Raw genomic sequence first — 13,996 nt, 5'->3', positions numbered from 1 at the left:
AGATCATTCTCAAACAAGGGGTCCTGCAGAGGGGTTACCGCGACCGGAGGAGTCATGGCCCGAAGGGGCTATGACTCATTCACCCGGTGATCGCCGCGCGATCGCCGAGTGGCTTGTTGATCAGATGACGAAGTCCGGCGGAGGGGAATCAGCGCGCTCGACCCGGGCTGCCCTTGATGAGGGTGGGCAGCTTGATCAGGCCTGCTGACAGTGCGGTGCCCGCAACGATGACCAGCGCGCAGATCAGCATCCACGGGGTCACCGTCTCGCCCAGGAAGAGCACGCCATAGAAGACGGCGAACACGGGCAGGACGAAGGTGACGGTGAGCGCGCGGGCCGGGCCGGTCTCCTCGATGAGGCGGAAGTAGAGGATGTAGGCCACGCCGGTGCACAGCACGCCGACGACCAGCAGCGCGAGCCAGGCGCGCGAGCCCGGCATCGTCGCGGGCCAGCTCCACAACGCGGGGAGCAGGAGGCACACGCTGGCGCCCAGCTGGCTGCCGGTCGCGGTGACCAGCGCCGGCAATCCGGTGAGGTGCTTCTTCGTCGCGCTGGCCGCGATGCCATAGCAGAGCGTCGCCGCCAGGCAGGCCAGCAAGGCCCATCCGCTGGCCGGGCCGCTGGCCCCGGGCTGGAAGCTGGCCTTGTCCCACGCGAGCATGGCGACCCCCGCGAAGCCGATCACGAGGCCGAGCGCGCGAACGGCGCCGGGCCGGTCGCGCAGCCAGGCCCAGGCGACCAGCGCGCCGAACAGCGGGACGGTGGCGTTGAGGATCGCCGACAGCCCTGTCGTGATCGTCTGCAGCGCGAAGGCGAACAGCGCGAACGGCAGCGCCGAGTTGAGCAGGCCGACGACGCCGATCGCGCGCCAATGCGTGCGCAGCACCGCGCCCTGTCCCTGCCACAGCACGATGGGCAGCAGGAACACCGTGGCGATGGCCACGCGCAGGAACGCAGTCGGCAAGGGGCCGAACTCGACCACCGCAAGGCGCATGAACAGGAACGAACTGCCCCAGATGGCGGCCAGCAGCACGAAGTCCACGACCCAGGCCTGCGGACCGCGGCTGTGCGCGGTCAAAGCGCGCCCTCGAGCCGCAGCAGCGCCGTCTTGCGGTCCAGCCCGCCCGCGTAGCCCGTCAACGCACCGCCCGCGCCGAGGACGCGGTGGCACGGCACCACCACGCTCAGCGGGTTGCGGCCGACCGCCGCGCCGACCGCACGCGCAGCCCCGGGTGCGCCGATGCGCTGGCCGAGCTCGGCGTAGCTGGTGCTGGCGCCGTGGGGGATCGCCAGCAGCGCGCGCCACACGCTCTGCTGGAACACGGTGCCGTGCTGCAGGTCGAGCGGAAGGTCGAAGGTCGTGCGCTGTCCCGCGAGGTACTCGTCGAGTTGCGCCGCTGCAGCCACGAGCACGGGATGCGAGGCGTCGAGTGGCCAGCCGGCGGTGTCCGGATGGTGGCGCTGGCCTTCGAACCACAGGCCGGCCAGGCCCTGCGATGTCGCGGCGAGCAGCACCGGCCCGAGCGCGGAGATGTGGCGCGCGGCCACGGGATGTGGATGGATTTTCATGCTGTTGCGACCGGTTGGGTTGGTGGCGAGAGACGCGCCCAGGCGCGGATCACGGCATAGCTGCGCCAGGGCTTCCAGGCCTGTGAAGCGGTTTCGGCATCGCGCGCGGCCTGCCGGCTGCCCTGCACGCCCAGCGCCTTGTGCAGCGCGACGTCGCCGGCCGGGAACGCATCGGGCCAGCGCAGCGCGCGCATCGCGATGTACTGCGCGGTCCACGGGCCGATCCCCGGCAAGGCCTGCAACACCTGGAGCGTGGCCGCGACGTCGGCGCCCGGATGCAGCTGCAGGCGTCCTTCGGCGACGGCACGCGCGATGGCGACGATGGCGGCCTGGCGTTGCCGCACGATGCCCAGCTGCCCGAGGGCGTCGCCCTCGGCCGCGGCGAGCACCTGCGCTGGCGGGAACAAGTGCGTGAGGGATGGCCAGGGCGTGTCGAGCGGCGTGCCGAACCGTTGCAGCAGGCGCTGCGCCAGCGTGCGCGCGGCGGCGACCGTGATCTGCTGCCCGAGCACCGCACGCACCGCGAGTTCGTAGCCGCTGGTGGTGCCCGGCACGCGCAGGCCGTCGCTGTCCGGGAAGCTGGCGTGCAGCACGGAGCCGATCGCCAGCGGGTCGGCATCGAGGTCCAGCAAGGCGCGCACCCGGCGGATCACCAGCGGCAAGACCTGCCGCAGCGTGTCGCTGGTGCGCAGCTCCACCTGGTGGCGCTCCTCGTCGAACGTGGCCACAAGCCAGCCTGCATGCACCTGGCCGCCGGCTTCGAGCGCGAGCGTGCGGCCGAGTTCGCGCTCGCCGACGAACTCGATGCCCGCGACGCACCGCTTCCCGAAGAACGCGAGCATTGCCTGCACGTCGTAGGGCGGCCGGTAGCCGAGACGCACGACGGCCTCGCCGGCGCGGCCGCCTTCCCGGCGCAGCTGCCCCGGGCTCAGGCCGTAGTGCTGCAGGAAGGCGGCATTGAAACGGCGCACGCTGGCGAAGCCGCTGACCAGCGCCAGCTGCGTGATCGGCAGGTCGGTGTCGGCTAGCAACTGCTTGGCCGTGAGCAGGCGCCGCGTCTGCAGGTACTGCAGCGGCGAGACGCCCAGGCTCGCTTCGAAGATGCGGCGCAGGTGTCGGTCGCTCACGCCGAGGCGGCGCGCCAGCAGCTCGACCGAGGGCGGCGCGTCGTGCCACGCTTCCGGCTCGTCGAGCAGTTGCGCGGCCTGCTGGGCCAGCATGTCGCTCGCGTCCTGGATCGACCAGCGCGGCGCATGCGGCGCCAGTTCGGGACGGCAGCGCAGGCACGGCCGGAATCCCGCGCTCTCGGCCTGCGCGGCATGCCCGAAGAAGCGGCAGTTCTCGCGCTTGGGCGTGCGCACGCGGCACACCGGCCGGCAGTAGATGCCGGTGGAGGTGACGCCGGTGAAGAAGCTGCCGTCGAAGCGCGCGTCGCGGGCCTTCAGCGCCAGGTAGCAGGCGTCGGGCTGCAGGGTCTCGGGCTCGCTGGACATGCGGCCATGATAAGGAGCGCATCGGTGCGGACTGGCCGTTTCCGGACATGTCCCTGCGGGGTGCGCCCACTAGAATCACCGGCTCATTTCCAGCACCCCAGGGAACCGAACGACATGCAAGTTGCGTCCTCGATCTTCAAGGCCTACGACGTCCGCGGCATCGTGCCGTCCACCCTCACGGAACAGGTGGCCGAAGGGCTGGGCCGCGCCTTCGGCACGGCCGCGCTGAAAGAGGGCGAGACCACTGTCGCGGTCGGCCGCGACGGCCGCCTCTCGGGCCCGTCGCTGTCGGCGGCGCTCGTGCGCGGCCTCACCTCCGCCGGCGTCAACGTCATCGACGTCGGCGTCTGCACGACGCCGATGCTCTACTTCGCGGCCAGCACGCTGTGCCACAGCGGCATCCAGGTCACGGGCAGCCACAACCCGAAGGACTACAACGGCTTCAAGATGGTCCTGGCCGGGCGCGCGATCTACGGCGAGGAGATCCAGGAACTGCGCCGCACCATGGAGCAGGAGAGCTGGCGAAAGGACGGCGGCGGCACGGTGCGCAACGTCAACATCCTCGCGCCGTACCGCGATCGCATCGCCGGCGACATCAAGCTGGCGCGGCCGATGAAGATCGTCGTCGACTCGGGCAACGGCGTCGCCGGTGCGTCGGCGCCCGGCATCTTCCGCGCGATCGGCTGCGAGGTGATCGAGCTGTTCAGCGAGGTCGACGGCAACTTCCCCAACCACCATCCCGACCCGAGCAAGCCCGAGAACCTGCGCGACCTGGTGAAGGCGCTCGAGACCAGCGGCGCCGAACTGGGCCTGGCGTTCGACGGCGACGGCGACCGGCTGGGCATCGTCACCCGCGGCGGCAACACGATCTATCCCGACCGCCAGATCATGCTGTTCGCGCGCGACGTGCTCTCGCGCGTGCCGGGCGGCACCATCCTGTTCGACGTCAAGTGCACGCAGCGCCTGGCGCCCGCCATCCGCGAGGCCGGCGGCACGCCGCTGATGTACAAGACCGGCCACTCGCTGATCAAGGCGAAGATGAAGGAAATCGGCTCGCCGCTGGGTGGCGAGATGAGCGGCCACATCTTCTTCAAGGAACGCTGGTATGGCTTCGACGACGGCACCTACGCCGGGTGCCGGCTGCTCGAGATCCTGTCGCGCGAGAAGGACCCCAGCGCCGTGCTCGATGGGCTGCCCACCAGCTTTTCGACGCCCGAGCTGAACGTGAAGTGCGCCGAGGGCGAGCCGCACCGCATCGTCGCGGAGCTGATGGCCAAGGCGAAGTTCGCGCCCCCGGCCGAGATCTCCACCATCGACGGCGTGCGCGTCGACTGGCCCGATGGGTTCGGGCTCGTGCGCGCCTCCAACACCACGCCGGTGCTGGTGCTGCGGTTCGAAGGACAGACCCAGGAGGCACTGCATCGCATCGAGGGCGAGATGCTGGCGCTGCTGCGCAGCGTCAAGCCCGACGCCCAGTTCGCGGAAGCGGCTCACTGAGAACGCAGGAGCGGACTCTTGAACGCAAGACACGCAAGAGTTCGCGAAAGACGCCAAGGAGACGTCTGAAGGTCCTCCCTTCAGGATTCCTCTCCCTTTTGCGTTCTTTTGCGTAGCTTTTGCGTCTTTCGCGTTCGGTAGTCCGACTTTCTCCCCCGGCGACAATCCGCGCAGTGGACATCCTGATCGTCAAGCTCTCGTCGTTGGGGGACGTCGTGCACGCCATGCCGGCCGTGCACGACGTGCTGGCCTGCGCGCCGGGCGCGAAGGTGGACTGGGTGGTGGAGCGCGGCTTCGCGCCGCTGGTGCAGCGCTGCGAGGGCGTGCGCGATGTCATCCCCTGCGACCTGCGGCGCTGGAGCAAGACGCCGCTGTCCTCGGCCACGCGCAGCGAGTGGCGCGAGTTCCGCCACGGACTGCGCGAGCGCCGCTACGACGCCGTGCTGGACCTGCAGGGGCTCACCAAGTCCGCATTGGTTGCTCGCGCTGCTCGCCTGAGCGCGCAGGGCAAGCGGTATGCGCTCGGCAACCGCACCGAGGGCGCTGGCTACGAGCGGCCGACGCGCTGGGTGGCCGATGTGGCGGTGCGCATGCCGGTGCGCATCGACGCCGTGCAGCGCTCGCGCCAGCTGTGTGCCGCCGCCCTGGGCTACCAGGTGCCGGCCACGCTGCAGTACGGGCTGCGCGCGCGGGGCAGGCGCCCGCGGGCGATCGTCCCACCGTCGTCCTCGTGCATGGCACCTCGCGCGAGGACAAGTGCTGGCCGCAGTCGCACTGGATCGCGCTCGGCCGGCTGCTGGTGGCGCAGGGCTACGGCATCGGCCTGCCGCATGGCTCCGACATCGAGCGCGCGCGCAGCGAGGCGCTGGCCGATGCGATCGGACCGGCGGCACAGGTGTGGCCGCGGCTGGACCTGGGCGCGCTGGCCGACCGGCTGGCCGGCTGCGCCGGCGTGATCGGCGTGGACAGCGGCCTGTCCCACATCGCGGTGGCCCTCGACCTGCCGCACGTGCAGATCTACAACTTCGACACGGCCTGGCGCACCGGCCCCTCGACCGCCCGCCAGCGCAGCGTGTTCGCGGCGCCGACGCCGCCGCTTGCCATGGTGTGGGACGCGTGGGAGCAGGCGAGGGCGGACCGGTGATCCGGCGCCTGTATTCGCTGGTGATGCACGGCGCCCAGCCGCTGCTGCGGCGCAAGCTGCGCCGGCGCGGCGCGGCCGAACCCGGGTACCTGGAGGCGGTGGACGAGCGCTTCGGCCGCTATGCGCAGCCCGCGCATCCCGGGGCGGTGTGGATCCACGCCGTGTCGCTCGGCGAGACGCGGGCGGCGGCGATCCTGGTGCAGGCGCTGCGCGAGCGCGACCCGGGACTTCGCCTGCTGTTGACGCACGGCACCGCCACCGGCCGGGCCGAGGGCTCGCGCCTGCTGCGCGAAGGCGACGTGCAGGCCTGGCTGCCCTGGGACACGCCCAGGGCCGTGCAGCGGTTCCTGGCCCACTTCCGCCCCAGCGCCGGGGTGCTGATGGAGACCGAGGTCTGGCCCAACCTGGCCCATGCCTGCCGCCGCGCCGGCGTGCCGCTGGCGCTGGCGAACGCGCGGCTCTCGGACAAGTCGCTGCAACAGGCGCTGCGTTTGCAGCGGCTGTCGCGGCCCGCTTATGGATCGCTGGCGGCTGTCTGGGCCCAGACCGATGCCGATGCGCAGCGCCTCGCCACCGTCGGTGCGCAGGTGAGCGGCGTGTTCGGCAACCTGAAGTTCGACGCCCGCCCCGACGAGGAACTGATCGCGCGCGGGCGCCGCTGGCGAGAGCGCATCGACACGCCGGTGGTGATGTTCGCCAGTTCGCGTGAAGGCGAGGAAGCCGCGTTCTTCCGCGTGCTGGCCGGGTGGCGCGATCTCGAGCACGCAGGCTGGGCGCGGCGCTCCTCGGACAAGGCGATGGCCGCCCTGCGCTGGCTGGTCGTCCCGCGCCATCCGCAGCGCTTCGACGAGGTGGCGGCGCTGGCGCGGGAAGCGGGCCTGTCGGTGTCCCGCCGCAGTGCGTGGAGCGACGGCGAAGGTCCTGCGGACGCGGACGTCTGGATCGGCGACTCGCTGGGCGAGATGGCGCAGTACTACGGCCTGGCCGACGTCGCGCTGCTCGGCGGCAGCTTCCTGCCCCTCGGCGGGCAGAACCTGATCGAGGCTGCTGCCTGCGGTTGCCCGGTGGTGATGGGGCCGCACACCTTCAACTTCGCGGAGGCGTCCGAGCGGGCCGAAGCGGCCGGAGCGGCGTTGCGCGTGCAGACGCTGGAGGATGGGGTCCGACAGGCCGCGCTGCTGGCGGGCGATGCGCCGCGCCGGGCGCAGCGCGCCGAGCTCGCCGCGCGCTTCGCGCAGGCGCACCGGGGCGCGGCGGGGCGCACGGCCGATGCGATCCTCGCGCTCGTGCACGATCCGCGGCGCGAGCCGCACGCCTGATCGGCGAAGCGTTCGCCTCAGCGCCCGCCAGCACGCAACCAGCGCAAGGCCGCGCGGGCGGCCCGGGCGGGACGCTCCCAGGGGATGCTGGGGAGAAACTGGGGGGCCGGCACGGGGCGGGTGGCAGGGACCGCGGTCAGGCTCTGCAGGAGCTGCTCGGCTTCCTGCCGGGCCAGGCGCCAGCTGTCGAATTCCGTCATGACTGCTTGAAAAACGATCTGATTTCTGGAACGAAGCCGCCCGAGACTACTGGCTGGCCGCCGGCGAGTCAAGGCGGATTCAACGCGGCCGCGCGATGGCGTGCAGGGCCGCACGGCATCCATAGAGCACGATCAGCGTGCCCGCCAGGTCGCCGGTGGCCATCGCGACGAAACCCGGCAGCAGGTGCGCCTGTCCGCGCGACGCGAGGTACAGGTGCTGCAGCAGCGGCCCTGCCACCGCGTTGGCGACCGCCAGCAGGAGCAGCCGCCCCGGCGTGAGATTGGCCAGCGAGGCGTGCAGGCCGTCGACGCGTCGCGCCGCCAGGTAGAGCAGGTAGGGCACGGCGGACGCGATGACGCCGCCCACGAAGGCGCGCTCGGGGTCGTCGGGGAAGAACCAGAGGAAGTTGACCGGCCACGACACCAGCAGCAGGCCGACCGCCCCGGCTTCGGCGAACAGCAGCGTGGCCAGCAGCCGCACGCCGGCCGGCAGGTAGATCCAGTTGATGCCGGCCGCGAATTCGAGCCGGGCGAACAGCCAGTGGTTGATGGCCAACGCGAGTGCGAACAGGGCGACCGTGACCGCCACCATGGCAAGTTGGAGTTTCAGGTGGCGCACGGGCGCTCGTCGGGGCTGTAAGATCGTTCTCGGTTCTGGAGCGCTCGCCGCAGCCTAGAGACAAGCCAGTCCCCGCGCAAGGGGGCCCACCCATCCCATGGCACCACGTACCCGTCCCGCCGACGTCTATTTCCGGTTCCTGCAGCTCGCCGAGGCGATCCGCGGGCTGCCGTCGCTGCCGCCACTCGATCCGCTGGAGGAGCGCGTGCTCGCGCTGGTGGCGTCGGCGCGACAGAAGCAGGAGCGGCTGTGTGTGCGCGACCTGATGGCGCGTTCGGAACTGGGTGCCCCCACGACGATCCACGCGCGCCTGAAATCCATGCGCGCCAAGGGCTGGATCATGCTGAGCGATACCGACGACGCGCGCCGGAAGCAGGTCGACCTGACTCAGGCCGCGATGCTGCACTTCGACCGGTTGTCGTCGTGCCTGGTGAAGGCTGCAAAGGGCGGTTGAGCGCCGCCGCGCCTTCTGCGTGACTCCCGCGCCTTCGGCGCTTGGCTGTTACTTCACCACCAGCGCATTCAGCCGCGCCAGATCGTCCGGCACCAGCGTGCCGTTGGCCTGCCGCAGCTTCAGCTGGCCGAGCAGCACGTTGTAGCGGGCCTGCGCCAGGTCGCGCTTGGTCTGGAACAGCTGGCTCTGGGCGTTGAGCACGTCGATGTTGATGCGCACGCCCACCTGGTAGCCCAGGCGGTTGGCATCCAGCGCGCTCTGGCTCGACGCCTCGGCCGCTTCCAGCGCGCGCACCTGCCCCTGGCCGGAGACCAGGCCGAAGTAGGCGGCGCGCGTGTTCTGCGCCACCGTGCGGCGCGCGTTCTCCAGGTCGGCCTGCGCCTTGTCCTCCAGCGACACGGTCTCCCGCACCCGGTTCTGGGTGGCGAAGCCGGCAAAGATCGGCACGTTGAGCACGACGCCCGCCTGCGCGATGGCCGGACGGGTGCTGCTGGGTGCGAGCGGGTTGGTGGAGGTGCCGTTGATGTTGCGGATCACCGAGTAGCTGGCCTGCAGGTCCAGCGTGGGCTTGTGGCCCGCGCGCGCCTTCTCGGTCTCGAGCTTCGCGACGTCGAGGTTGAGGCGCGCCTGCTGCACGGCGGGGCTGGCGTCTTCGGACTGCGTCACCCACGACTCCACGTCGGCGGGCTGCGGAGGTCCCAGATCGATGGCCGTGGCCACCGGGACCGGGTCGGTGTTCTTCTGGCCGACCAGCGTGTCGAGCGCGAGCTTCTTGACGCGCAGGTCGTTCTCGGCCGCGATCTCCTGCGCCAGCACCAGGTCGTAGCGGGCCTGCGCCTCGCGCGTGTCGGTGATGGTGGAGGTGCCGACCTCGAAGTTGCGCTTGGCGCTGGCCAGCTGCTCGCCGACGGCCGCCTTCTGCGCGCGCACGAACGCGAGCGTGTCCTGCGCGGCCAGCACGTCGAAGTAGGCCTGGCTCACGCGGATGATGAGGTCCTGCTCGGCGACCATCAGCTGCGCCTGCGCCAGGTCGGCCTGCCGCTTGCCTTGCTGGAACGTGGCCCAGTTGGCCGGCCGGTACAGCGGCTGCGATGCGCTGAGGGTGGTGTTCTGGGTGCCGAAGTAGTTCGGGTTGGAGATCCCCGGCGTCGGCGGCACGCCGACGATGTCGGCCTGGGTGCGCGAGTAACTGGAGGACAGGTTGGCTGTCGGCAGCAGGCCGGCACGCGACTGGTCCGCCCGGGCGAGGTTGGCCTCGTACTGCGCGCGGGCCGACTGCCACGCGGCATCCTGCGCCCGCGCCGCCTCGTACATGGCCAGCAGGCTCTGGGCCGAAGCGCCGGAGGCGCCGAGCGCGGCCGCGAGTGCTGCCGCCAGGGGGACTAGCCGCGTGGGTCTCATGATCTCCGTCTCCTCTCCGGTCTTCGTCGTTCTGGAACTCTCAGTAGCGTGGCACGGACGGGTCGCGTTCCTGCGACCACGCATCGATGCCGCCCGCGATGTTGGCGACAGTGCCGAATCCGTTGTGCGCCAGGAACATCGCCACCCGCATGCTGCGGGCACCGTGATGGCAGAGGCATGCTATGGGCTTGTCCGGATCGAGTCGCCCGAGTTGCGACGGAACGTCGTTCATCGGGATGGACTGCAGCTGGAAGGGGCCAGGCTGCACGCTGGCGGCGCGCAGCTCCGGCGCCTCGCGCACGTCCAGCACCACGCCATCGCCCCCGTGGTCGGCGAACCAGGCGTCCAGATCGGCGGGGCGGACCTGGTCGATCATCAGAACTTGAATCGGGAGGGTTCGGGGAAGTGCAGGAGGCGCGGGGCCAGCGTGTCCCAGCGCTGCGCCGTCGTGTAGCTGGCATCCCCGGTGCGGGTGATCAGGGTCGCGCGCATCACGGGGTCCTCGCCCACGATGGCAACCAGCCGGCCGCCCACCTTCAGTTGCTGCAGCAGCGCGGACGGCACCTCGGCGACCGACCCGGACAGCACGATGCCGTCGAACGGGCCCTCGGCGGGCAGGCCGTGGGCGCCATCGGCTTCGCGCACGTCGACGTTGTGCACGCCGGCCTTCTGCAGGTTCCCGCGCGCCAGGCGCACCAGGTCCGGCTCGATCTCCAGCGAGATCACGCGCTGCGCGCGGCCGGCCAGCAGGGCGGCCATGTAGCCGGAGCCGGTGCCCACCTCCAGCACCTTCTCGTGCGGCTTCGGGTCCAGCTCCTGCAGCAGGCGCGCCTCCATCTTGGGCTCCAGCATCACCTGGCCGAGGCGCATGGCCTCTTCCGGCGTGCCACGCAAGGGAACCATCATGTCGGCGAAGGCCAGGGCGCGGTGGGCGGCGGGAACGAACTCCTCGCGGCGCATCACGGAGAGCAGGTCCAGGACCTGGGGATCGAGCACGTCCCAGGGGCGGATCTGCTGCTCGATCATGTTGAAGCGAAGCTGGTCGAGGGAAGGCTGGGGGCTCATGGAAGGCGAGGGGCTAGGTACTGGGGACTGGGACTAGGTCAACCGGTCGATTTTAGAAGCTGCCACGGGCTGCGCCGAACCGCCGCCCGCCGAACTGCGCACGGGCTCGCGGCGCCACTTGCGCCGCGCCCAGGCCGCCAGGTCGTCCAGGTAGCAATACACCACCGGCACCACCACAAGGGTGAGGAGGGACGAGGTGATCACGCCGCCGATCACCGCCTGTCCCATGGGGGCGCGCTGCTCCGAACCCTCGCTGATGGCGAACGCCAGCGGCACCATGCCGAAGATCATCGCCAGCGTCGTCATCAGGATCGGGCGCAGCCGCACGCGCGCGGCCAGCAGCAGCGCCTCGGCGCGCTCCATGCCGTCCTCGCGGGCGCGGATCGCGAAGTCCACCAGCAGGATGGCGTTCTTGGTCACCAGGCCCATGAGCATCACGATGCCGATGATGGAGAACATCGACAGCGTGGAGCCGAACGCCATCAGCGCCAGCACCACGCCGATCAGCGTGAGCGGCAGCGCCGTCATCAGCGCCAGCGGCTGCAGGAAGCTCTTGAACTGGCTGGCCAGGATCATGTAGATGAAGATCACCGCCATCGCGAGCGCGGAGACCGCATAGCCGAATGACTCGGCCATGTTCTTGGCCGAGCCGCTGAACTGCCAGCGGTAGCCCGGGGGCAGCCCGATCGACTCCACCTGCTTCCTGATCTCCGCCGACACCTCGCCGGATGCTCGCCCGGAGGTGTTGGCGTTGATCGCCACCTCGCGCGTGAGGTCGCGGCGGTTGATCTGGTTGGGGCCGGTGCCCTCGCGCACGTCGGCCACCTGGTTCAGGCGGACGACGCGCATGCTGCCGTCCGCATTGGTCCCGGTCGCGAACGGCACGCGGTCCAGCTGCTGCGGCGACACGCGCGCCTCAGGCGAGAGGCGCACGTTGACGTCGTAGGTCTGGTCGTCGGGCGCACGCCACGTCGCGACGGTGTCGCCGGCGACCAGGGTGCGCAGCGCCGCGCCGACCTGGCCGACCGAGAGCCCGAGGTCGCTGGCCACATTGCGCCGCAACTGCACCTCCACGGTGGGCTGGTCGGGCTTGACGCTCGAGTCGAGATCCACCAGGCCGGGGATGTTGCGGATGCGGTCCATCACGAGCCGGGCCAGCCGTTCCAGTTCCTTCTGGTCGGGGCCCTGCAGCGAGAACTCCACCTGCTTGTTGCCGCCGACCGCGTCGAGCAGGCCGACGTGCGTGACGGTGATGCCCGGCACCTGCTGCAGGCGGCGGCGCAGCACGTCCGACATCTCGTCGACATTGCGCACGCGATCCTTGCGATCGACCAGGCGCACGTACACCGACGCGTACATCTTGCCGATGGCGTTGCCGGTGTTGATGGTCGACAGCGTGTACCGCACCTCGGGGAACTCGCGGATGATGGTCTCGACCTGCTTCGCCTTGGCTTCGGTCGCCTCCAGCGACGAGCCCACCGGCGTGTAGAAGTTGACCGTGGTTTCGGAGAAGTCCGCCTTCGGCACGAACTCGGTGCCGAGCAGCGGGACCATCACAACGCTCAGGACGAAGATGCCGATGGCGATGAACACGGTGGCCAGCTTGTGGGCCAGCGACCAGCGCAGCAGCGACTGGTAACCCTCGGCCAGGCGTTCGGTCGTGGCGTCGAACCAGCCGGTGACGCGGCCGATGGTGCGGTCGTAGAAGGTGGCGCGGCCGCGCGGCTTGCCATGCGCCTCGATCTCGGGGTCGTGCCACACCGACGACAGCATCGGGTCGAGCGTGAAGCTCACGAACATCGAGATCATCACCGCCGCGACGATGGTGATGCCGAACTCGTGGAAGAACTTGCCGATGATGCCCTGCATGAAACCGATCGGCAGGAACACCGCGACGATGGAGAACGTCGTGGCCAGCACGGCCAGGCCGATCTCCTGCGTGCCGTCCAGCGAGGCCTGGTAGGGCGACTTGCCCATCTGCACGTGGCGCACGATGTTCTCGCGCACCACGATGGCATCGTCGATCAGCAGGCCTACGCACAGCGACAGCGCCATCAGCGTCACCATGTTCACGGTGAAGCCGAACCAGTACATCACGAGGAAGGTGCCGATCAGCGCGATCGGCAGCGTCAGGCCGGTGATGACGGTTGAGCGCCACGAGTTCAGGAACAGGAACACGATGAGGACGGTGAGCGCCGCACCTTCAACCAGCGTGTGCCGCACGTTCTCCACCGCCACCCGGATCGGCCGCGAGCCATCCTGGATCGGCTCCAGGCGCACGCCGGCCGGCAGCTGCGGCTGCATCTCGGCCACGGTGCTCTTCAGGCCGTCGATGACCGCGATGGTGTTCTCGTCCTGCGCCTTCTGCACCGCCAGCAGCAAGGTGCGCTGCCCGTTGTAGAGGGCGAGGCTCTCGATCTCCTGCGGGCCGTCGACCACGCGCGCGACCTGGTCCACGCGCACCGGCGACCCGTTGCGCCGCGCGACGATGATCCGGCCGAAGTCCTCGGGCCGCTGCATGCGGGCATCGATCTGCACCACCCGCTCCTGGGTCAGCGAACGCACCGCGCCCACGGGCAGGTCCTGGCTCTCGTTGCGCACGGCGCTGGCCACCTGGTCGGCGGTGACGCCCAGCGATTCCATCGCCTGCGGATCCAGGTAGACGTTGATCTCGCGCTTGCTGCCGCCCACCAGCGTCACCGCACCGACGCCACGCACGTTCTCCAGCCGCTTCTTGAGCACCTGGTCGGCCCAGTTGGTGAGCTCCACGGCCGACATCGGCTTCGCGGCCTTCGCGTCCGGCAACACCGCCAGCGACCAGATGGCGCGGCTGGACGGGTCGAAGCGCAGCACGCGCGGTTCCTTGACCTCGGTGCGGAACGACGGCCGGATCGCGGCCACCTTCTCGCGCACGTCATCGGCCGCCTTGCGGCCGTCGATCTGCAGCTGGAACTGGATGATGACGATCGACTGGCCCTGGTAGCTGCGCGAGGTGAGCGAGTCGATGCCGGCGATGGAGTTGACGCCTTCCTCGACCTTCTTGGTGACCTCGCTCTCGACCACTTCGGGCGACGCGCCGGGATAGTCGGTCTGCACCACGACCACCGGGAAGTCGATGTTGGGGAACTGGTCGACGTTCAGGCGCTGCAGCGAGAACAGGCCCAGCACGACGAGGGCCAGCATCACCATGGTGGCGAAGACCGGGTTCTTCAGGCTGACGCGGGTGAACCACATC

At 70.3% G+C, this 13,996-nt stretch carries 11 protein-coding genes and 1 pseudogene; 4 read left to right on the top strand and 8 right to left on the bottom strand.

The features are described 5' to 3' along the window. Positions 1–148: 148 nt before the first annotated feature. From ACPWT1_RS21780 to ACPWT1_RS21770, 3 genes are read right to left on the bottom strand one after another with little or no spacing between them, the layout of a single operon-like run. Positions 149–1,078 (bottom strand): DMT family transporter, encoded by a 930-nt coding sequence (locus ACPWT1_RS21780; RefSeq protein WP_427913216.1) that lies wholly within the window; start codon positions 1,076–1,078, stop codon positions 149–151. Then, positions 1,075–1,569: a methylated-DNA--[protein]-cysteine S-methyltransferase gene (locus ACPWT1_RS21775; RefSeq protein ID WP_427913215.1), complete on the bottom strand. Its 495-nt coding sequence runs from the start codon at positions 1,567–1,569 to the stop codon at positions 1,075–1,077. The genes ACPWT1_RS21780 and ACPWT1_RS21775 overlap by 4 nt, the downstream gene beginning before the upstream one ends. Further along, positions 1,566–3,062 (bottom strand): DNA-3-methyladenine glycosylase 2 family protein, encoded by a 1,497-nt coding sequence (locus tag ACPWT1_RS21770; RefSeq protein WP_427913214.1) that lies wholly within the window; start codon positions 3,060–3,062, stop codon positions 1,566–1,568. The genes ACPWT1_RS21775 and ACPWT1_RS21770 overlap by 4 nt, the downstream gene beginning before the upstream one ends. A gap of 114 nt (positions 3,063–3,176) precedes the next feature. Here ACPWT1_RS21770 and ACPWT1_RS21765 point away from each other — a divergent pair, with 114 nt between their 5' ends. From ACPWT1_RS21765 to ACPWT1_RS21755, 3 genes and pseudogenes are all read left to right on the top strand, one after another. After that, on the top strand, positions 3,177–4,559 hold the full coding sequence (locus tag ACPWT1_RS21765; protein ID WP_427913213.1) for a phosphomannomutase/phosphoglucomutase: 1,383 nt from the start codon (positions 3,177–3,179) through the stop codon (positions 4,557–4,559). A gap of 224 nt (positions 4,560–4,783) precedes the next feature. After that, positions 4,784–5,703 (top strand): annotated as a pseudogene (gene waaC, locus ACPWT1_RS21760) (lipopolysaccharide heptosyltransferase I). Positions 5,704–5,726: 23 nt separating this feature from the next. Further along, complete coding sequence (locus tag ACPWT1_RS21755; protein WP_427915612.1) at positions 5,727–7,022, top strand: 3-deoxy-D-manno-octulosonic acid transferase; 1,296 nt, start codon at positions 5,727–5,729, stop codon at positions 7,020–7,022. 279 nt (positions 7,023–7,301) lie between these two features. Here ACPWT1_RS21755 and ACPWT1_RS21750 read toward each other — a convergent pair whose 3' ends face one another. Next, positions 7,302–7,841 (bottom strand): hypothetical protein, encoded by a 540-nt coding sequence (locus tag ACPWT1_RS21750; protein WP_427913212.1) that lies wholly within the window; start codon positions 7,839–7,841, stop codon positions 7,302–7,304. Between the two features lie 97 nt (positions 7,842–7,938). Here ACPWT1_RS21750 and ACPWT1_RS21745 point away from each other — a divergent pair, with 97 nt between their 5' ends. Next, positions 7,939–8,295, top strand: coding sequence for a winged helix-turn-helix domain-containing protein (locus ACPWT1_RS21745; RefSeq protein WP_427913211.1), 357 nt, complete (start codon positions 7,939–7,941; stop codon positions 8,293–8,295). 48 nt (positions 8,296–8,343) lie between these two features. Here ACPWT1_RS21745 and ACPWT1_RS21740 read toward each other — a convergent pair whose 3' ends face one another. From ACPWT1_RS21740 to ACPWT1_RS21725, 4 genes are read right to left on the bottom strand one after another with little or no spacing between them, the layout of a single operon-like run. Next, a complete protein-coding gene (locus ACPWT1_RS21740; protein WP_427913210.1) occupies positions 8,344–9,696 on the bottom strand; it encodes a TolC family outer membrane protein in 1,353 nt (450 codons plus the stop codon). Positions 9,697–9,736: 40 nt separating this feature from the next. Then, the gene (locus ACPWT1_RS21735; protein ID WP_427913209.1) at positions 9,737–10,072 is read right to left on the bottom strand and encodes a rhodanese-like domain-containing protein; all 336 of its coding nucleotides are present in this window, start codon (positions 10,070–10,072) and stop codon (positions 9,737–9,739) included. Further along, positions 10,072–10,761 carry a protein-L-isoaspartate O-methyltransferase family protein gene (locus tag ACPWT1_RS21730; RefSeq protein ID WP_427913208.1) on the bottom strand — a complete coding sequence of 230 codons (690 nt, stop codon included), beginning with the start codon at positions 10,759–10,761 and terminating at the stop codon, positions 10,072–10,074. The genes ACPWT1_RS21735 and ACPWT1_RS21730 overlap by 1 nt, the downstream gene beginning before the upstream one ends. A gap of 33 nt (positions 10,762–10,794) precedes the next feature. After that, positions 10,795–13,995, bottom strand: coding sequence for an efflux RND transporter permease subunit (locus tag ACPWT1_RS21725; protein ID WP_427913207.1), 3,201 nt, complete (start codon positions 13,993–13,995; stop codon positions 10,795–10,797). Between the last annotated feature and the right edge of the window lies 1 nt (position 13,996).

It is taken from the genome of Ramlibacter sp. MMS24-I3-19 (assembly GCF_050320135.1).
Lineage (GTDB): Bacteria > Pseudomonadota > Gammaproteobacteria > Burkholderiales > Burkholderiaceae_C > Ramlibacter.
The sequence above is the reverse complement of the archived record's forward strand: the minus strand, read 5'-3'. Positions and strand labels throughout refer to the sequence as shown.